This window comes from Phytohabitans sp. LZ39, assembly GCF_059359075.1.
This window is the reverse complement of record NZ_JCADBM010000001.1, coordinates 579569-599052: the sequence shown is the minus strand read 5'-3', so window position 1 is coordinate 599052 and position 19484 is coordinate 579569. Positions and strand designations below refer to the sequence as shown.

Genomic DNA, 19484 nt, shown 5'->3' with positions numbered 1-19484 from the left:
GCGGGCCCGCGACGCGACGAGCACCCGCCTTGGGAGTGGAATGCCTGAGACCGACCTGGCCGACGCGGCCATCGAGTGGTTTGACGCCAACGCCCGCGACCTGCCGTGGCGCGCGCCGGGCACCACCGCCTGGGCCGTGCTCGTCAGCGAGATCATGCTCCAGCAGACGCCGGTGGCGCGGGTACTGCCGGCGTACCACGCGTGGCTGGCGCGCTGGCCCGAGCCGGCGGCGCTCGCGGCCGACACACCCGCCGAGGCGATCCGGATGTGGGGACGGCTCGGCTACCCCCGCCGGGCGATGCGGCTGCACGAGTGCGCGCTGGCGATCGTGGCGCGGCACGGTGGCCAGGTGCCCGCCGATCTCGACGCGCTGCTCGCGCTGCCGGGCGTGGGGGCGTACACCGCGCGGGCCGTGGCGGCGTTCGCGTACGGGCAGCGGCAGCCGGTGGTGGACACCAACGTGCGGCGGTTCGTGGCCCGGGCCAGCCGCGGCAAGCCGGACGCCGGCCCCAGCACCACGCCCGCCGACCTGGCCGACACCGAGGCGCTCCTGCCGGTCGAGCCGGGCCGGGCGGCGCGGGCGAGCGCGGCGTTCATGGAGATCGGTGCCGTGGTGTGCACCGCGCGGGCGCCACGCTGTACGGACTGCCCGGTGGTGGAGCTGTGCGGCTGGCGGGCGGAGGGCCGGCCGGCGCCGACCGGTCCGACTCGCCGGCCGCAGCAGTACGCGGGCACGGACCGCCAGGTTCGCGGGCTGTTGCTGGCCGTGCTGCGCGAGGCGCACGGGCCGGTGCCAGCGGAGCGGCTGGACCTGGTCTGGGCGGACGCGGTGCAGCGTGACCGCGCACTGCGGAGCCTGCTCGACGACGGCCTTGTGTCGACGGCCGGCGAGGGCCGCTACGCGCTGGCCGGCGAGGCATAGCAAAGGGGCGGCCCCTCTCGGAACCGCCCCTTTTCGAACCTGTCTTTACTCAGCTGCCTCAGCGGCGCTGCCGAGGTCGGCGGGCACCGCGTCGGGCACCTCGACCGGCTTGTCCGCACCGCGGAACACGAGCTTGGACTTGTCGACGTCGGCCGGGTCGCCCTCGCAGTCGACGACCACGATCTGGCCCGGCTTGAGCTCGTTGAACAGAATCCGCTCGGAGAGGTTGTCCTCGATGTCCCGCTGGATCGTGCGACGCAGCGGCCGAGCACCAAGCACCGGGTCGAAGCCCTTCTTCGCCAGGTACCGCTTGGCGTTGTCGGTCAACTCCATGCTCATGTCCTTGTTGCGCAGCTGGGTCTCGATCCGGGCGATCATGATGTCCACGATCTCGAGGATCTCGTCCTCCTTCAGCTGGTGGAACACGATCGTGTCGTCGATCCGGTTGAGGAACTCCGGCCGGAAGTGCTGCTTGAGCTCGTCGTTGACCTTCTGCTTCATCCGCTCGTAGTTGGACTCCGAGTCTTCGGATGCCTGGAAGCCCAGCGAGACGGCCTTGGCCACGTCGCGGGTGCCCAGGTTGGTGGTCAGGATGATCACCGTGTTCTTGAAGTCGACGATGCGGCCCTGACCGTCGGTCAACCGACCATCTTCCAGGATCTGGAGCAGCGTGTTGAACACATCCGGGTGAGCCTTCTCGATCTCGTCGAACAGCACCACCGAGAACGGCCGCCGGCGCACCTTCTCGGTCAGCTGACCACCCTCGTCGTAACCGACGTAACCGGGAGGCGCACCCACCAGCCGGGACACCGTGTACCGGTCGTGGAACTCGGACATGTCCAGCTGGATCAACGCGTCTTCGCTGCCGAACAGGAACTCCGCCAGCGCCTTGGACAGCTCGGTCTTACCCACACCGGACGGACCGGCGAAGATGAACGAGCCCGAAGGCCGCTTCGGGTCCTTCAACCCGGCCCGGGTACGCCGGATGGCCTTGGAAACCGCCTTGACCGCGTCTTCCTGACCGACGACCCGCTTGTGCAGCTCGTCTTCCATCCGCAGCAGCCGGGAAGTCTCCTCCTCGGTCAGCTTGTACACCGGGATGCCGGTCCAGTTGGCCAGCACCTCGGCGATCTGCTCGTCGTCGACCTCGGACACGACGTCGAGGTCGCCGGCCTTCCACTCCTTCTCCCGCTGCGCCTTCTGACCGAGCAGCTGCTTTTCCTTGTCACGCAGCTGGGCGGCCCGCTCGAAGTCCTGCGCGTCGATCGCGGACTCCTTGTCGCGGCGCACCTGGGCGATCCGCTCGTCGAAGTCACGCAGGTCTGGCGGCGCGGTCATCCGGCGGATGCGCATGCGGGCACCGGCCTCGTCGATGAGGTCGATCGCCTTGTCCGGCAGGAACCGGTCGGAGATGTAGCGGTCGGCGAGCGTCGCGGCCGCCACCAGCGCGGCGTCCGTGATCGAGACTCGGTGGTGGGCCTCGTAGCGATCACGCAAACCCTTGAGGATCTCGATGGTGTGCGCCAGCGAGGGCTCACCAACCTGGATCGGCTGGAAGCGCCGCTCGAGCGCCGCGTCCTTTTCGAGGTGCTTGCGATATTCGTCAAGCGTCGTCGCGCCGATGGTCTGGAGCTCGCCGCGGGCCAGCATCGGCTTGAGGATGCTCGCCGCGTCGATCGCGCCCTCGGCGGCGCCGGCGCCGACCAGAGTGTGGATCTCGTCGATGAAGAGGATGATGTCGCCCCGGGTGCGGATCTCCTTGAGCACCTTCTTGAGGCGCTCCTCGAAGTCACCGCGGTAGCGGGAGCCGGCGACCAGCGCACCGAGGTCCAGCGTGTAGAGCTGCTTGTCCTTGAGCGTCTCGGGCACCTCGCCCTTGATGATCCGCTGGGACAGGCCCTCCACGACGGCGGTTTTGCCCACGCCGGGCTCGCCGATCAGGACCGGGTTGTTCTTGGTGCGGCGGGAGAGCACCTGCATCACCCGCTCGATCTCCTTCTCGCGCCCGATGACCGGGTCGAGCTTGCCCTCGCGGGCCGCCTGGGTCAGGTTGCGACCGAACTGGTCCAGCACCAGGGAGGTCGACGGGGCGGCCTCGCCCGCGGCGGCGCCGGCCGCGGCCGGCTCCTTGCCCTGGTAGCCGGACAGGAGCTGGATCACCTGCTGGCGCACCCGGTTGAGGTCGGCGCCGAGCTTGACCAGCACCTGGGCGGCGACGCCCTCACCTTCCCGGATCAGCCCGAGCAGGATGTGCTCCGTGCCGATGTAGTTGTGACCGAGCTGCAACGCCTCACGCAGCGAGAGCTCAAGGACCTTCTTGGCCCGCGGCGTGAACGGGATGTGCCCGCTCGGCGCCTGCTGACCCTGGCCGATGATCTCTTCCACCTGCTGGCGGACGCCCTCCAGGGAGATGCCGAGGCTCTCCAGAGCCTTGGCCGCGACGCCCTCACCCTCGTGGATGAGACCCAGCAGGATGTGCTCCGTGCCGATGTAGTTGTGGTTGAGCATCCGGGCTTCTTCCTGAGCCAGGACGACAACCCGTCGCGCTCGGTCGGTGAACCGCTCGAACATGCCCTCGTGCTCCTCACGTGCCGTGCGCCATGATCTTGGCGGGGCCAGCGCCGGGGACGCCCCGTCGGAGCGCCCGTGTCAATACTCTATCGCCGCGGACCGACTCTGCTTGTGCCGTGCGTGCCGGACTGGCCCACGTCCGCGACCTTTTCCCCAACTGTGCGCCCTGGAGCGCTGTTTCCCCGACCCGACCGCTACGCGGAGAGCGAAATCCACAGCTCACCCATGCGGTCATCCACAGCCTGTGGACAACAGTGTCCACCTGTGGACAACGGGGGTGGGATCGACGGGTCACGGTCCGGCGACAGATGCGACCCGTACCGGGTAGGCAACGCCACGGGCCTCCGGCGAATTCCGGCCGAATTCGCTGGAGGCCCGTGGGGCTGCCCGCGGGGAGCCACCCCGCAGATGCGGGCGGGCCCGCGGCGCGCACTGCGCCACGGGCCCGTTGCCGGGTCCGGTCGCGACGGCGAGGCTCAGCGGCCCGCCTTCGCGTGGTACTCGTCGACGATCTCCTGCGGGATCCGGCCCCGGTCGGAGATCTCCTTGCCTTCCTTCTTCGCCCAAGCGCGGATCGCCTTGTTTTGCTCGCGATCGGCCGCTGCTCCACCACGACCACGCGCGGCACGCCCACCGACCACGACACCGCCGCGCCCGATCTTTGAACCGGCCGCCGCGTATGGGGCGATTGCCTCCCGCAATTTGTCGGCGTTCTTCTTGGACAGGTCGATCTCGTACTGAACGCCGTCGAGCGAGAACTTGACGGTCTCGTCCGCGTCGCCGCCGTCGAGGTCGTCGACCAACTTGTGAATGATCTGCTTGGCCACGGGCCGCTATCCTTCCGAGCAGGTTCCTCCCGCAAACAAGAGAACAATAGCTTGGAAGACGCTCCACCCGTCAATAGGATCGAAGAAATCTACTCGGGGCGGACCAGCGGGTAGAGGATGGTTTCCCGAATACCCAGGCCGGTGAGCGCCATGAGGAGCCTGTCGATTCCCATTCCCATCCCGCCGGACGGCGGCATCCCGTATTCCATGGCCCGGAGGAAGTCTTCGTCCAACCGCATCGCCTCGTCGTCACCCTTCGCCGCCAACTGCGCCTGTCGCACCAGCCGTTCGCGCTGCTCAACGGGATCGACCAGCTCGGAGTAGGCGGTGGCGAGCTCGACGCCGAACGCGTACAGGTCCCACTTCTCGGCGAGGCCGGGCTGGTCACGATGGGCCCGGGTCAGCGGCGACGTCTCCTCCGGGTAGTCCATCACGAAGGTGGGGAGCACGAGGTTTGGTACGACGAGCTCCTCGAAGAGTTCCTCGGCGAGTTTGCCCGGCCCCCACTTGGGCGACACGGGCAGATTGTGCTTCTCTGCGTACTGAACCAGCCGGGCCATGTCCGTACGGACCGTTACCTCCTCACCGAGGGCCTCGGAAAGAACCCCGTAGAGGGTGACGGAGCGCCACTGACCGCCAAGGTCGTACTCAGCGCCGTCCGCATGCGTAACAACATAGGACCCAAAGGTCGCACGCGCGGCTTCCTGTACCAACTCGCGGGTCAGCGTGGCCATGGTGTTGTAGTCGGCGTACGCCTGGTACGCCTCCAGCATCGCAAACTCGGGAGAGTGCGATGAGTCAACTCCCTCATTCCGGAAGTTGCGGTTGATCTCGAAGACTCGTTCGATCCCACCAACCACACAGCGCTTCAGGAATAGCTCTGGTGCGATTCGCAGATACAGATCAGTATCCAACGCATTGCTGTGAGTTACGAATGGCCGGGCCGCGGCGCCACCGTGCAGCAACTGAAGCATCGGTGTCTCGACCTCGAGGAAGTCTCGTGAGTGAAGCGAGTCACGCAGGCTTCGCACCACCGTGGCCCGGGTGCGGACCGTCTCCCTCGCCTTCGGGCGCACGATCAAATCGACGTACCGCTGGCGGACCCGAGCCTCTTCACTCAATGGCCGGTGCGCCACGGGGAGCGGGCGGAGCGCCTTGGCCGTCATCGTCCACGTGTCGGCGAGCACGGAGAGTTCACCCCGGCGGCTCGTAATCACCTCTCCGGTGATGCCCACAAGGTCACCTAGATCGACGAGGCGCTTCCAATCTTCGAGCCGCTCGGTGCCGACCCGATCGAGCGAGAGCATCGCCTGGAGCTCGGTGCCGTCGCCGTCCCGCAGGGTGGCGAAACACAGCTTGCCGCTGTTGCGGATGAAGATGACGCGCCCGGTCACGGACACCGTGTCGCCGGTGGCCGTATCGGTGGGCAGCTCGGCGTACCGCTCCCGGATCTGCGCGAGCGTGGCAGTACGCGGGTAGCCCAGCGGGTACGGCTCCACCCCGTCGGCGAGCATGCGGTCCCGCTTGGACCGGCGCACCCGCATCTGCTCGGGTAGGTCCTCGGCGGGGTCAGCGGCGGCAGGAGTCGACTCAGTCACGGCACAGCTTTCTCAATTAAAGGCGAACGGATTCGCCACGAGGGTACTCGTAACCGGGCTTTGGGTACCGTCGATAACCGATGGCTGATCAAACTCAGGCCCTGTCGTTCGGGGCCGCCGCGGCGGAGTACGACCGGTTCCGACCCAGCTACCCCGTCGAGGCGGTGCGGTGGGCGGTGGGCAAACCGCCGCCGGCCGAGGTCGTCGACCTGGGCGCCGGCACGGGCAAGCTGACCCGGGTGCTCCTCGCGGCCGGATACAAGGTCACGCCAGTCGAGCCGGACGAGGGCATGCGCGCCCAGCTCACGGCTTCGAGCGAGGGCGAGGGCGAGCGCGTGGCCGCGGTGGCGGGTTTCGCCGAGTCGGTGCCGCTGCCGGATGCGAGCGCCGACGCGGTGGTGGCCGGGCAGGCATACCACTGGTTCGACCGGGAGCGCGCCCACCCGGAGATCGCCCGGCTGCTCCACCCGGGAGGCCGCTTCGGCGCGATCTGGAACCATCGCGACGACCGCGAGCCGTGGATAGCGGAGCTGTCCCGGATCACCCACGACACGCCCGACAACCGGGGCAACTTCGACCCCGAGCCGACCGTCGAGCTGGAGCTGAGCGACATGTTCGGGCCGACGGAGCGCAAGGAGTTCACGCACCACGAGACGCGTACGCCGGAGAGCCTCGTCGCGATGATCTCGACCCGGTCGTACTTCCTCACCTCTACCCCGGAGCGGCAGGCCGAGATCGTGGCGGGTGTGCGCGAGCTCACCGCCACCCATCCCGACCTCGCCGGGCGGGAGAGCTTCGAGGTGCCGTACCGCGTGATCGTCTTCAGGGCTCAGGTATTGCGCTCGTAGACCATGCGCAAGCCGATGAGCGTGATCATCGGCTCGTGGTGGGTGATCGTGCGGCACTCGTCGATCACGACCGGCGCCAGCCCGCCGGTGGCGATCACCGCGCGCAGCGGCCCCAGCTCCTCCGACATCCGGTTGATGATGTGGTCGATCAGGCCGGCGTACCCGAAGTACATACCCGCCTGTAGGCACTCCACAGTGTTTTTGCCGATCACCGAGCGCGGCTTCGCCGGCTCGACCTTGCGCAGCTGGGCCGCCCGCGCCGCGAGCGCGTCGAAGGAGATCTCGATGCCCGGCGTGAACGCGCCGCCCAGGAACTCGCCCCGGGCGCTGATCACGTCGAAGGTGTTGGTCGTGCCGATGTCGACGACGATCGAGGGCCCGCCGTAGATCGTGTACGCCGCAAGGGTGTTGACGACCCGGTCCGGGCCGACCTCCTTCGGGTTGTCGATCGCCAGCTGCACGCCGGTCTTCACGCCCGGCTCGACGATCACGGTGGGCACGTCGCCGTAGTAGCGGGCCAGCATCATGCGCAGCGAACGCAGCGCCGCGGGCACCGTCGAGCAGGCCGCCACGCCCGTGATCTCCACGGCGTCTCCGGCGAGCAGCCCGCGGTAGATAAGGCCCATCTCGTCGGCCGTCGAGCGGGCGTCGGTCTTGATCCGCCAGGAGTGGACCAGCTTGTCGCCGTCGAACGTGGCGAGCACCGTGTTGGTGTTACCGATGTCTATGCAGAGCAGCACGCGCTACCTCTTACGGGCGCAGGTCCAGGGCGATATCCAAGATAGGCGAGGAGTGGGTGAGGGCACCCACCGAGAGGTAGTCGACGCCGGTCGCCGCGTACTCCGCCGCGACCTCCAGGGTCAGCCCGCCGGTGGCCTCCAGCTCGGCCCGGTCGCCGACCGCCGCGACCACCTCGCGCAGCAGGTCGGGAGTCATGTTGTCGCAGAGCAGGAAGTCGGCGCCGGCCTCGACCGACTCCACCGCCTCGGCCACGGTGGTGACCTCGACCTGCACCGGGACGTCGGGGAAGAGCTCGCGCACCCGCCGGTACGCCGCGGTCAGCCCACCCGCCGCCAGCTTGTGGTTGTCCTTGATCATGGCGACGTCGTACAGGCCCATCCGCTTGTTCGTGCCGCCGCCGGCCCGCACCGCGTACTTCTCCAGCGCCCGCAGGCCAGGGGTGGTCTTGCGGGTGTCCAGCACGGTGGCCTTGCTGCCGGCGAGCACGTCGGCCCAGGCGCGCGTGTGGGTGGCCACCCCGGACATGCGGCAGAGCAGGTTGAGCGCCGTGCGCTCCGCGGTGAGCAGGGCGCGGGTGGGGCCGGTCACGGTGGCCAGCACCGCGCCGCGCGCCACCCGCTCGCCGTCGCGGGTCCGGCTTTCCCATCTGGTACGCGCGTCCACGTCCTCGAACACCGCACGCGCGACCGGCAGGCCGGCGACCACGCCGTCGGCGCGGGCGACGACGTCGGCGGTGTCCACCTGGTCGTCGGGGATGGTCGCGACGCTCGTCACGTCGAGGTGGGCCGGCCCGAGGTCTTCGTCGAGCGCGGTGCGGACGACGCGCGCCACATCGGCGGGATCGAGCCCGGCCGCGCGCAGGGCCTCCACAGTGGACTCGTTCACAGCTTCTCCCACGCCTCGGTGACCTCACCGTCCGGCCCGATGCCACCGAGCAGGTGGCCGAGCCACTCGTCGCTGGCCGCCGGGTGGTCCTCGCGCCAGTGGCAGCCGCGCGTCTCCTGCCGGGCGTACGCGGCCGCGACCAGCGTGGACGCCACGGTGAGCAGGTTTGTCGCCTCCCACGAGGCGGTGCGCGGGGTGCCGCGGGTGCCACCCAGGCGGGTCAGCTCCTTCGCCGCGGTGGCGAGCGAGTCGGCCGACCGAAGCACGCCGGCGCCCCGAGTCATCGCCTCCTGGAGCTGGACGCGTACCTCTTCGCCTACCACCCAGCCCGGCTCGCCACCCACCGCCGCCGGCTCGGCCCGCGGTGGGAGGTCGTGTGCCACGTCTTCGGCGATCCGGCGGGCGAACACAAGCCCTTCCAGCAGCGAGTTGCTGGCCAGCCGGTTGGCGCCGTGCACGCCGGTGCAGGCCACCTCGCCGCACGCGTACAGGCCGGGGATGGAGGTGCGGCCGCGCAGGTCGGTGCGGACGCCGCCGGAGGCGTAGTGCGCGGCCGGCGCGACCGGGATGAGATCGGTGGTCGGGTCGACGCCCGCGGCCAGGCAAGCGGCGGTGATGGTCGGAAACCGGTGCGGCACGTCCGGCAAATGGCGGGCGTCGAGGTAGACGTGGTCTGCGCCGGTGGCGAGCATGACCCGGTGGATGGCCTTCGCCACCACGTCGCGCGGGGCCAGCTCGGCAAGCTCGTGCTGCCCGACCATGAAGCGCCGGCCCTCGCCGTCGACAAGGTACGCGCCCTCGCCGCGCAGCGCCTCGGAGATCAGCGGGCGCTGGGTCTCGTGGATCTCACCGCCCACGAACGACGTCGGATGGAACTGCACGAACTCCACGTCGGTCACCGCCGCACCGGCCCGCAGCGCGAGCGCCACACCGTCACCGGTGGAGACGGAGGGATTGGTGGTCGCCGAGAAGATCTGCCCCATGCCGCCGGTGGCCAGCACGACCGCCCGGCCGAGGATCGCGCCAACACCGTCTTCGCTGCCCTCGCCGAGCACGTGCAGGGTGATGCCACAGGCCCGGCCGTCCGGCGCGCGCAGCAGGTCGAGCACCAGCGCGTGCTCGACGAGGCGGATCCACGGGTCGCGGCCGACCGCGGCGTGCAGGGCCCGCTGCACCTCGGCACCGGTCGCGTCCCCGCCCGCGTGCACGATGCGGTTGGCCCGGTGGCCCCCCTCGCGGGTGAGCATGAGCGACCCGTCCGGATTGCGGTCGAACTCCGCACCCAGCCGCATCAGCTCCCGCACCCGCAGCGGCCCCTCTTCGACCAGGACCTCGACCGCCGCCGGGTCGCACAGCCCGACGCCCGCGACGAGCGTGTCGGCGGCGTGGGCGGCGGGAGTGTCGAGCGGGTCGAGCACGGCGGCGATCCCACCCTGCGCCCAACGCGTGGACCCGTCATCGATATTGACCTTGGTGACGACGGTGACATGGAGGCCGGCCTCGCGCAGGTGCAGGGCCGCGGTCAGACCCGCGATGCCAGACCCGACCACCACGACGTCGGTCGTCTCGTACCAGCCAGGCTCGGGCGCACCGAGCCGACGCGGCACCACGGGCAGTGCGACATCCATCCGACCAGTCAACCACCGCACACCGCCGCACGGCCCAGACTGTGATCAGAGCACCAGTCAGTGCGACTCCACGATCCACACCTTGAAAGCCTCAGCTCCAAAGAATCGAGCTACCGCGACGTCCGCGGTGGTCCGGACCGTTGCTCCCGCGGCCTCACTCAAAGGGGTAGCCGCGACCAACGGCGGACGGGTGAGGCCGCGGGAGCAACGGAGAGCGACCACGACGGACGCCGCGGTAGCTCGAATCTTGAAATTGGGGTTGGGCTAGTTTTCGTACTGGATCGGCATGCCGTTGGGGCCCGCGCCCTTGAGGGAGCGGTTGACCTTGCGCTCGCTCAGCCAGAGGTAGCAGCGGACGCCGCGGTTGCCGCCCTTCCACTCGTCTTCGTTGCCGGGCAGCGAGACGACGCCGGTGCGGTACTTGAGGTTGCCGTCGTTGGGCACGCCCGCGTACTTGGCGATGATCTTCCGGCACTCGCCGTGGAGCTTGTCCCAGTCGGCGCTCTTGGTGGGGTATGGGCCGTCGGGCGCGACGTAGACGCCGACGAACTCGCTGTTGTGGTCTTTGTTGCAGGCGGCCGCCGGCATCGTGTCGATGCTGCTGTCCTTGGCGAGTTTGACCTGGTAGCAGCCGAGCGAGAGGGGCGAGGCCGACGCCAGCGCGCCCTTGACGCTGCCGCTGCGGGTGGTGGTGTCGCCGTTGTCCTCGATGTTGGTCACCTCGGTGACGTCGCACCGGAACCAGCGGGAGCCGCCCTCCCACGCCTGCGGCGACGGCAGCACGACGCCCAGCCGCAGCCGGCCGGTGCGCCAGTCGGCGCCCACGTACTCCTTGGTCTTGGTGTCGCACTCGGCGAAGGCGGCGCGGACCTCGGGCGACCCCTTCGCGGGTGGGGCCGATCCGCTGGCGGCGGCCCCGGTGAACTCGCCGACGAAGACGGTCTCGAGCCGGTGTGCGCTCGCGCAGTCGACCGGGTTGAAGGAGGAGAGGTAGGCCACCTCGGCGAAGTCGGCGCTGTGGCACACCTCGGCCGGCGGGACGAACGGCTTGGCCTCGCCCATCGCCGCCCAGTTGTTGGTCAGGTCGCCGTCGACGCCCGCGGGGTTGCCGCAACCGGAGAGCATCAGGGCGGTCGCGCCGCCCAACGCGAGCGCGGCGATCCACCGTCGTCGCATCCTGTGTCCTCCCCAAGGGCACTGCTGTCCGGACGGCCGAGCATACGTCACCCAGGCCAAATCCGACTTCCGGTGTACAACCGGCGAGTGACGTTCCTCAACGTTACGTCGGGGAGGCGATCTCGACAGCGACGTTGTCGATGAGTCGGGTGCTGCCCACCCAGGCGGCGACGAGCATCCGGCCCGCACCCGCGGCCGGCGCCGGGCCGAGATCGGGCCCGGTGAGGACCAGGTAGTCCAGCTTGGCCGTATCGGAATCGAAGGCGGCGCGGGCCGCGGCCTCGGCGTCGCCTCCCCGCGCCGCGGCCTCGGCGCCGGCCCGCAGCGCGGCCGAGAGGCTCAGCGCGGCCTGGCGCTCGGCGGGGGCCAGGTAGCGGTTGCGGCTGGACAGGGCGAGGCCGTCCGGCTCGCGGACCGTGGGCACGCCCACGATGTCGACCGGCACGTCGAGGTCGCGCACCATCCGCCGCACGAGGGTGAGCTGCTGATAGTCCTTTTCGCCGAAGAACGCGAGGTGTGGGCGGGTGACCTGGAGGAGCTTGAGCACGACGGTGAGCACCCCGTGGAAGAACCCGGGTCGGCTCGCTCCCTCCAGCCGCTCGCCGAGCGGGCCGGGATTGACCCGGACCATCGGCTCACCGGAGGGGTACATCTCGGCGCGGTCGGGTGCGAAGACGAGGTCGACGCCGGCCTCCGCGCAAACCGTGAGGTCCGCGTCGAGGGTGCGGGGGTACCTGTCGAAGTCCTCGTTCGGCCCGAACTGGAGCGGGTTGACGAAGATCGTGGCGATCAGGTGGTCGGACCGCTCGCGCGCGGCCCGCAGGAGCGCGCGGTGCCCCTCGTGCAGGGCGCCCATGGTCATCACGACGGCCACGGTGCCCGGCATGGCGGCCCGGGCCGCGGCCAGATCCGCCCGGGTGTGCACCAGCGTGGTCACGGGATCCCCGGGGAAACGTGGAACGAAGCGGAGCGTTTTTCGGGGTGCATCAAGCTCCCACCTCTTGGCGCGGGTTGGCGAGGACGTCGAGGAGGCGTTCGGCGTCGAGCGGGCGCAGGCGGCCCGCGGCGATCGCGCGGTCGGCGGTGCGCCGGGCCATCGCGACGTACGCGGGAACGGAGTCGGGCGCGACGGCCGCCAGCCGCTCCAGGTGACGGGCCACGGTGCCGGCGTCGCCCCGGGAGACCGGGCCGGTCAGGGCCGCGTCGCCGTGCCGCAGGGCATTGTCGAGGGCGGCCCGCAGCAGCGGCTCGAGCACGCTCTCCGGGTGGACGACACCGGCGTCGCGGAGCCGGTCGGCCGCCTCGTTGACGAGCGTGACCAGGTGGTTGGCGCCTTGCGCGAGCGCCGCGTGGTAGAGCGGCCGGTCGGCCTCGGCCACCCACTCCGGGGTGCCGCCGAGGTCGGCGACGAGCCGGGTGGCGAAGGGACGGAGCTCGGGTGGGGCGGTCACGCCGTACGCGGTGCCGGGCAGCCGGGACAGGTCGTCGCCGGTGCCCGCGAACGTCATCGCGGGGTGCAGCGCCAGCGTCCGGGCACCCTTGGCGGCGGCCGGCTCCAGCACGGCGAGCCCCTGCGCGCCCGAGGTGTGCGCCACGACCTGACCAGGCAGAAATGGCAGGCCGGCCACCAGGGGGCCGAGCGCGTCGTCCGGGACGGCGACGAGCAGCAGGTCGGTGGCGGCGCGGGCGACGCCGGCGGGTGACAAGCGGGCCGTGCCGGGAAGGAGGCGGGCGACGCGTGCGGCCGAGGCCGGCGACGAGCCGGAAGCCGCGGCGACCGTGTGGCCCGCGCGGGTGAGGGCCGCGCCCAGCACCGCGCCGACGCGCCCGGCCCCGATGACACCGACGATCATGACGTTGATCCAGTCCTCGTGGGATTAGGTACCGGTCAACGTCAGTATGCGTCCAGGCGAAGTCGCCTTCACACACTGTGTGAAGGTTTTCACGAGGGGCGCCGTAGGGTGTGGATCGTGAGGTGGCGGGACGCGATGGAGGACGCCCTCTACGGACCCGGCGGCTTCTTCGTCACCGGCGCGCCGGCCGCGCACTTCCGGACCAGCGTGCACGCCTCCCCGCTCTTCGCCTCGGCGATCCTCCGCCTTGTGGCACACGTTGACCAGGCGCTCGACCACCCCGAGCGGCTGGACGTCGTCGACGTTGGCGCCGGCCGCGGCGAGCTGCTTTCCGCACTGCTGCACTCCGCGCCGCCGTCGCTGGCCGGGCGGCTGGCGTTGACCGGTGTGGAACGCGCGGCCCGGCCCTCCACGCTCCCCGCGTCCGTGGCCTGGTGCCCCGAGCCGCCGACGGGTGTCGTCGGGGTGCTGCTGGCCACCGAGTGGCTGGACAACGTGCCGCTCGATGTCGTGGAGGGTGGCCGCTACGTGAAGGTCGACCGCGCCGGGGTGGAGTCACCCGGCGACCCGGTCGCCGCGCCGGACCTCGAGTGGCTCTCCCGCTGGTGGCCGGACTCGCCTCGGGCCGAGGTGGGTGCGTCGCGCGACCGGGCGTGGGCCGAGGCGGTGGCGGCGGTGGAGCGCGGGCTCGCGCTGGCGGTCGACTACGGCCACCTGCGCGGCGAGCGGCCGGCGTTCGGGACGCTGACCGGATATCGGGCGGGCCGGCAGGTGCCACCGGTACCGGACGGGACCTGCGACATCACCGCGCACGTGGCGATGGATTCGGTGGCCGAGGCGGGCGGGTGGCCGTACACCCTCGTCTCGCAGCGGGTGGCACTCCGCGCGCTCGGCGTCGACGGCACCCGGCCGCCGCTCGCGCAGGCCTCGACAGACCCGGCCGCCTACGTGCGGGCGCTGGCCTCCGCGTCGGCGGCCGCCGAGCTGACGGACGCCGCCGGCCTGGGCGGCCACTTGTGGCTGATACACCCGGTCGCCATCGACCCGTCGTGGCTCACGAACGTGGGACTATGACGGGCATGACTGAGCTAGCTGGCGCTCGCTCCGCTCGCGCGGGTCATGCGCCCTTTGTGCCGCCCTGTAGCCGCCAGTCGCTCCGGTCGCTTCGCTCCCTCCGCTTCGTGTCGGCTGCGGGCGGCGGCGCATGACCGACCTGCGTGAGGTCACCGTTGGCACCGGGGCCGGGTTGGACACCGCGGACATGGTGCTCAACATCGGGCCGCAGCATCCGTCTACGCACGGCGTGCTGCGGCTCAAGCTCGTGCTCGACGGTGAGCGGGTGGTCTCCTGCGAGCCGATCGTCGGATACATGCACCGGGGCGCGGAAAAGCTCTTCGAGGTGCGCGACTACCGGCAGATCATCGTGCTGGCCAACCGGCACGACTGGCTGTCCGCGTTCGCCAACGAGCTCGGCGTGGTGCTGGCCGTCGAGCGGCTGATGGGTCTCGAAGTGCCGGAGCGGGCGGTCTGGCTGCGCACGGCGCTCGCCGAGCTCAACAGGGCGCTCAACCACCTCATGTTTCTGGGGTCCTACCCGCTGGAGATCGGCGCGATCACGCCGGTGTTCTACGCGTTTCGCGAGCGGGAGACGCTTCAGACGGTCATGGAGGAGGTCTCCGGCGGCCGCATGCACTACATGTTCAACAGGGTCGGCGGCCTGAAGGAAGAGGTGCCGGCCGGCTGGACCAGGCGGGCCCGCGCCGCGATCGGCGAGGTGCGCCGGCGGCTCCCGGACCTCGACAACCTCATCCGCCGCAACGAGATCTTCCTGGCCCGCACGGTCGGCGTGGGCGTGCTCACGGCGGCCCAGGCCGCGGCCTACGGGGCGTCCGGGCCGGTCGCGCGGGCGTCCGGGCTCGACTTCGACCTGCGGCGCGACGAGCCCTACCTGGCGTACGGCGAGCTGGAAGTGCCGGTGGTGACCCGCACGGCGGGCGACTGCCACTCGCGTTTCGAGGTGCTGCTCGACCAGGTGTACGTGTCGCTCGACCTCGCCGAGCGGTGCCTGGAGCGGGTCGACCAGATCACCGGGCCGGTCAACGTGCGGCTGCCCAAGGTGGTCAAGGCGCCGGAGGGGCACACGTACGCCTGGACCGAAAACCCGCTCGGCGTCAACGGCTACTACCTCGTGTCGCGCGGGGAGAAGACGCCGTGGCGGATGAAGCTGCGCACCGCCTCGTACGCGAACGTGCAGGCGCTCAGCACCCTCATCCCGGGCTGCCTGGTGCCCGACCTGATCGCCATCCTGGGCTCGATGTTCTTCGTGGTCGGCGACGTCGACAAATAGCGCTAGCGGTAGCTCTCGTCCTCGTCGCGGTATCGGCGGCGGCGACCGACCGGCTCGCGCTCCGGCGTGCCCCACTGCTGGCCCCACGAGGTGGTCGGCTCGATGCCGCCGGCCGGCAGCGCGCCAGCCGGGCCGGGCCGGGCCCAGCGCTCCTGCGACCAGGAGCTGTCTTGCCCGCCGCCCTGGTAGCCGCCGCGATCCTGGTAGCCACCGCCACCCCAGCCGGACTCGGCACGGTAGTCGTCGGGGCGGGGCTCCTCGCGGCGGACCGCGGCCCAGCGGTCTTCGATCCGCATCTCGCTGCCCAGCTCGTCGTGGTGCATGGCGGCCCGCCGCTCACCCATGCGCACCTCGCGGCCGCGGTCGTCACTGCGGACCGAAGCCCACCGGTCGCCCGCGCGCATGCCGGACCAGCCACCGCCGTCGCCCGCGTCAGTGTCACCCCGCTCGTACGGCCGGGGGCGGCGACCGTCGCCGCCACCGCGCAGCCGCTGGTCGGTCCACGACTCCTCTTCGGGCTCGGCCGCGCGGCGACTGCGGGCCGGTGCCGGCGGGGCGGGTGGGGCGGGTGGGGCGGACGCGGACCAGTCGCCGTGTGACCCGTTGGACCCGTACGACCCCGAGTCGCCGTAGCCGCTGGAGCCGTACGCGGTGCCGCCGTAGACCCGGCCGCTCGCGTCGGCGTCGTCGCCCTGGTCGACGATCGTCTGCCGGGTCGTGACCTGCACCGTCTCGGTGTGCCGGACCACGCCGGGAACCCGGGCCCGGCCGCCGGCCTGGCCGGTCGCCGACGGCTGCGGCGGCATCGGGATCGAGGCGTGCGCGACCACGGGGGGCGCCTCCTGTTGGGCGTATCCGGCCCGCTCGTAGCCCGCCTGCTGTGGCGGCTCGGCCTGCGCCCGACCGGCGTCCAACTGCATCTGCACGCGCAGCGCCTGCACGTTTTCGTGCAGGGCCTGGAGCTTTTCCCCGAAGGCCCGGTGCGTCGCACGTGCGGCAGTGGCGATGTCGTTGCGGACATCGCCCCGCAGGGAATCGATCTCTTCCAGCAGCGTTTCTTCCAGGTCGATGCGCACGGTCTCGGCATCGCGCCGCAAAGTTATGGACACGCCGATGAGCACGACGGAGAACACGGCGAGGACGGCGGCCACCCGGAGCACCCCAGCGCTCTGGCCCACCAGCAGCAACAATGCCGCCAGCGGCGCCAGGCCCACCCCGACCCAGAACACCACAGTGAGCAGCTGCCGCCCCGGCCGCTCAGATGGCGGTGCGGAGGCCGGCATGGCTGTGGAGCCTACCGATACTTCCGGGTAATCGGAACGGCCGGTCCCGGAATCCGGGGACGGGCCTTCCGCGGACGGAACGGTCACATGAGCACAACGAGGAAGTGGGGCCAATCACCCCGAGTCACCCCGAAACTCCGCGATTCGTACCACCCCGGAGGGCCCAAATGGCGGAACGGTGCGGGAATGGCTTCCCGCACCGTTTCGGTAAAGACGTTGTGGAACGTGGATCAGCCGGCGGCCAGCGCACCGTCCGAGGAGAACACAAGGCCGACGCTGATCGTGCCGGTGGTGAGCGCCGACTTGGTCTGCGGCCCACCCGCGTCGAGCGAGCTGAACGAGCCGGCCTTGAAGGCGTAGACCTCCTCGAGGCCCTTCTGGCACTTGGGCCGCTGCGGGCACTCCGGCGGCCCACCGAGGATCGTGGCGGTGCCGGAGCACTTGGCGGCCAGGTCGGAGAGGGTCTTCAGACCGTTTTTGTCGGCGAACTCCTTGGTGACCGCGAAGGCGTTTTGATCCTGCGCCGCCGACGGGGTGCCGAAGGTCAGGCCGACCTTCTGACCGACCGTCTTCAGACCTTCCATGGTCTTGTCGAGGTCGGGCGAGGAGATCGCGGCCGCGCTCGCGCCGTTGACCTTGCCGTTGAGGAAGTCGGCGAGCGTCGCCGCGTACTCCGGAACGACCTGGATCTCGCCCTTTTCCAGGGCCGGCTCGTACAGCTCGCGGTTACCGATCTGCTGCACCTTGGCCTGGTAGCCCGCCGCCGTCAGCACGATCCGGTAGAGCTCACCGAGCGTCTGGTTTTCGCTGAAGTTGGCCGCGCCGATCGTGATCGGGCCACCCTGACCCTTGGCGATCCCCGTGGTGAGTGAATTGGCGGAGGCGAACTCCTCGGCCGCCACCTTCGGGGTCTTTCGGTCGACGTCGACCGCCTTGTTGAGCTCGATCAACTTGGTGGTGTCGAGGGCCGCCGAAACCTTGTCGAGTGCGGCTATCAGCTCCGGCTTGGACGCCTTCGCGTTGATCGCCGGCACAATGTTGTCAGTGTTTTGCAGCTTTTTGTCGTCTTCGAGGACAACGAGCTGGCTGCCCGCCGCTGGCGCGCAACCGGCATCACCGCCGGCGCTGGCCGGAGCCTCAGTGCCCGATGATCCTTCATCCCCGCACCCCGCGAGGATCATGCCTCCGGCGAGAGCGCTTACCGCGCCCAACACCAGACGTGTACGTGCGCGCAAAATTCTGCCCGCCTTCCGTGTCCCGGCGCGACCCTCTGCGGGCCGGCCGCGTGTCTGGCGGACGACGGTCTGGTGCCGCCCGCGCGTTCAGCCAACATCTTGACAGGGGGGACCGACAACAAACCGCGATTGTTGTCACCGAGTTGAAAGCTTCAGGCGTTTCCCGTCGCGGCCGCCGCGCGGCGGGCAGCCCGGCCCCGGACCCGGCGCAACGGCTTGGGCGTGACCACCCGCTCCACGACCGCGAGGACCGCTTCGACCACGATCGCGAGCAACGCGACGAGGATGCCGCCGGCGAGGATCTGGCCGCCGCCGACCGAGATGCCAAGGCCGAACCCCGCGCTGATGATCTGGCCCAACCCGCCGCCGTTGACGAAGGAGGCCAGCGCCGCGGTCGCCACCACCTGGACCGACGCGGTGCGGAAGCCAGCGGCCAGGTACGGCACCGCGAGCGGCAGCTCGACCCGGCCCAGCACCTGCCAACCGGACAGGCCCATGCCGCGCGCCGCGTCGCGCGCCTCGGGGTCGATGGACCGGACACCGGTGTACGCGTTTGCCAGCAGCGGCGGCACCGCGAAGACGGCGAGCGCCACCACGACCGGCGGCTTGCCGAAGCCGAGGAACGTCAGCGGCAGGATCGTGAGCAACGCGATCGTGGGTATGGCTAGTGTCAGGTTGGAGATCATCACGACCGCGCCGCCGCCCCGGCCCGTGTGGCCCAGCCACATGCCGATCGGCCAGGCGACCACGCAGCCCAGCGCCACCGCCGCCGCCGAAATCCACAGGTGCTCGCCGAGGCGGTCGAGGATGCCGCCGGGGTTGGTCCAGTTGAGCGGGTCGTTGAGCCAGGTCATCGCCTGCTGGATCGGATTTTCGGCCCTCATCGCACGGCCCTCCGGCTCCACGGCATCAGCAACCGACCCACGGTCGCGAGCAGCAGGTCCAAGACGAGCGCGAGCCCGACACACAGCACCGCGCCGGTGAGGATCTCCGCCTTGTAGAAGTTGTTGCGGAAGCCCGTCAAGATCAGGTCACCGAGTCCGCCGTACCCGATCAGGGCGCCGACGGTCACCAGCGCGACCGTCGACACGGTGGCCAGGCGCAGACCGGTGACGATGCCCGGCAGCGCGAGCGGCAGCTCGATCCGGAGCAGCCGGCCCCATCGCCCGTAACCCATCCCCTGTGCGGCGTCCCGCGTGTCTGGCGGCACCTGGTTGAGCCCGGCCAGCGAGTTTCGGACGATCAACAACAGCGCGTAGAGAACGAGCGCGATCAGCACCGACGCCGAGTTGGTCGTACCGACGTACGGCGCGACGAACGCGAGCAGTGCCAGCGAGGGGATGGTGTACAGAATGCCGGACAATGCAAGAATCGGCCCGGTGAGGGGGCGGTACCAGTACGCGACGACGGCGAGCGGCACCGCCACCGCCGTGGCGATCAGCATGGCCTCGGCCGTCAGCGTCGCGTGCTCCCGCAGCGCGGCCAGGATGGTGTCGGAGTTGTCCCGCACGTACTGCCAGGAAAACCAGGGGTTTCCCGGGCTCTCCTGAAGAGCGAGCCGGAAGGACAT

Annotated in this window: 17 protein-coding genes; 4 read left to right on the top strand and 13 right to left on the bottom strand. The window is 70.4% G+C overall.

Translation table 11 applies throughout. The features are described 5' to 3' along the window. The first annotated feature begins 40 nt into the window (after positions 1-40). Positions 41-922, top strand: a complete 882-nt coding sequence (locus AC5L36_RS02770; protein WP_441220071.1) for an HhH-GPD family protein — start codon at positions 41-43, stop codon at positions 920-922. 45 nt (positions 923-967) lie between these two features. Here AC5L36_RS02770 and AC5L36_RS02765 read toward each other — a convergent pair whose 3' ends face one another. The 3 genes from AC5L36_RS02765 to lysS form a co-directional block, all read right to left on the bottom strand. After that, positions 968-3493: an ATP-dependent Clp protease ATP-binding subunit gene (locus AC5L36_RS02765; protein WP_441220070.1), complete on the bottom strand. Its 2526-nt coding sequence runs from the start codon at positions 3491-3493 to the stop codon at positions 968-970. A 476-nt stretch (positions 3494-3969) separates the two neighbouring features. Further along, entirely contained in the window at positions 3970-4320 is a 351-nt protein-coding gene (locus AC5L36_RS02760; RefSeq protein ID WP_173057610.1) for a histone-like nucleoid-structuring protein Lsr2, read from the bottom strand. Between the two features lie 89 nt (positions 4321-4409). Further along, positions 4410-5864, bottom strand: coding sequence for a lysine--tRNA ligase (gene lysS, locus AC5L36_RS02755; protein WP_441220221.1), 1455 nt, complete (start codon positions 5862-5864; stop codon positions 4410-4412). A 134-nt stretch (positions 5865-5998) separates the two neighbouring features. On the opposite strand from lysS, the gene AC5L36_RS02750 reads away from it, so the two are divergent. Then, complete coding sequence (locus AC5L36_RS02750; RefSeq protein WP_441220069.1) at positions 5999-6766, top strand: class I SAM-dependent methyltransferase; 768 nt, start codon at positions 5999-6001, stop codon at positions 6764-6766. Here AC5L36_RS02750 and AC5L36_RS02745 read toward each other — a convergent pair. The 6 genes from AC5L36_RS02745 to AC5L36_RS02720 all read right to left on the bottom strand — a co-directional run bounded on the left by AC5L36_RS02745 (position 6748) and on the right by AC5L36_RS02720 (position 13049). Next, the gene (locus AC5L36_RS02745) at positions 6748-7506 is read right to left on the bottom strand and encodes a type III pantothenate kinase (protein ID WP_441220068.1); all 759 of its coding nucleotides are present in this window, start codon (positions 7504-7506) and stop codon (positions 6748-6750) included. The genes AC5L36_RS02750 and AC5L36_RS02745 overlap by 19 nt on opposite strands. 10 nt (positions 7507-7516) lie before the next feature. Then, complete coding sequence (gene nadC, locus AC5L36_RS02740; RefSeq protein WP_441220220.1) at positions 7517-8392, bottom strand: carboxylating nicotinate-nucleotide diphosphorylase; 876 nt, start codon at positions 8390-8392, stop codon at positions 7517-7519. Next, entirely contained in the window at positions 8389-10020 is a 1632-nt protein-coding gene (locus AC5L36_RS02735) for an L-aspartate oxidase (RefSeq protein ID WP_441220067.1), read from the bottom strand. The genes nadC and AC5L36_RS02735 overlap by 4 nt, the downstream gene beginning before the upstream one ends. 264 nt (positions 10021-10284) lie before the next feature. After that, a complete protein-coding gene (locus AC5L36_RS02730; protein WP_441220066.1) occupies positions 10285-11196 on the bottom strand; it encodes a septum formation family protein in 912 nt (303 codons plus the stop codon). Between the two features lie 103 nt (positions 11197-11299). Continuing rightward, the gene (panC, locus tag AC5L36_RS02725; RefSeq protein WP_441220065.1) at positions 11300-12133 is read right to left on the bottom strand and encodes a pantoate--beta-alanine ligase; all 834 of its coding nucleotides are present in this window, start codon (positions 12131-12133) and stop codon (positions 11300-11302) included. 49 nt (positions 12134-12182) lie between these two features. Continuing rightward, complete coding sequence (locus tag AC5L36_RS02720; protein WP_441220064.1) at positions 12183-13049, bottom strand: Rossmann-like and DUF2520 domain-containing protein; 867 nt, start codon at positions 13047-13049, stop codon at positions 12183-12185. A 135-nt stretch (positions 13050-13184) separates the two neighbouring features. Between AC5L36_RS02720 and AC5L36_RS02715 the strand changes: the two genes are divergently transcribed. Together AC5L36_RS02715 and AC5L36_RS02710 are read left to right on the top strand one after the other, a co-directional pair. Next, entirely contained in the window at positions 13185-14123 is a 939-nt protein-coding gene (locus AC5L36_RS02715) for an SAM-dependent methyltransferase (protein ID WP_441220219.1), read from the top strand. Between the two features lie 130 nt (positions 14124-14253). Continuing rightward, complete coding sequence (locus AC5L36_RS02710; RefSeq protein ID WP_441220063.1) at positions 14254-15396, top strand: NADH-quinone oxidoreductase subunit D; 1143 nt, start codon at positions 14254-14256, stop codon at positions 15394-15396. Positions 15397-15398: 2 nt separating this feature from the next. Here the strand turns inward: AC5L36_RS02710 and AC5L36_RS02705 are convergent, their stop codons facing one another. The 4 genes from AC5L36_RS02705 to AC5L36_RS02690 all read right to left on the bottom strand — a co-directional run bounded on the left by AC5L36_RS02705 (position 15399) and on the right by AC5L36_RS02690 (position 19484). Further along, on the bottom strand, positions 15399-16679 hold the full coding sequence (locus AC5L36_RS02705) for a hypothetical protein (protein ID WP_441220062.1): 1281 nt from the start codon (positions 16677-16679) through the stop codon (positions 15399-15401). Positions 16680-16909: 230 nt separating this feature from the next. Beyond that, positions 16910-17713, bottom strand: a complete 804-nt coding sequence (locus AC5L36_RS02700) for a glycine betaine ABC transporter substrate-binding protein (protein WP_441220061.1) — start codon at positions 17711-17713, stop codon at positions 16910-16912. A gap of 353 nt (positions 17714-18066) precedes the next feature. Beyond that, positions 18067-18798 (bottom strand): ABC transporter permease, encoded by a 732-nt coding sequence (locus AC5L36_RS02695; RefSeq protein ID WP_441220060.1) that lies wholly within the window; start codon positions 18796-18798, stop codon positions 18067-18069. Then, positions 18795-19484, bottom strand: a complete 690-nt coding sequence (locus tag AC5L36_RS02690; RefSeq protein ID WP_441220059.1) for an ABC transporter permease — start codon at positions 19482-19484, stop codon at positions 18795-18797. Before AC5L36_RS02690 ends, AC5L36_RS02695 begins: the two co-directional genes overlap by 4 nt.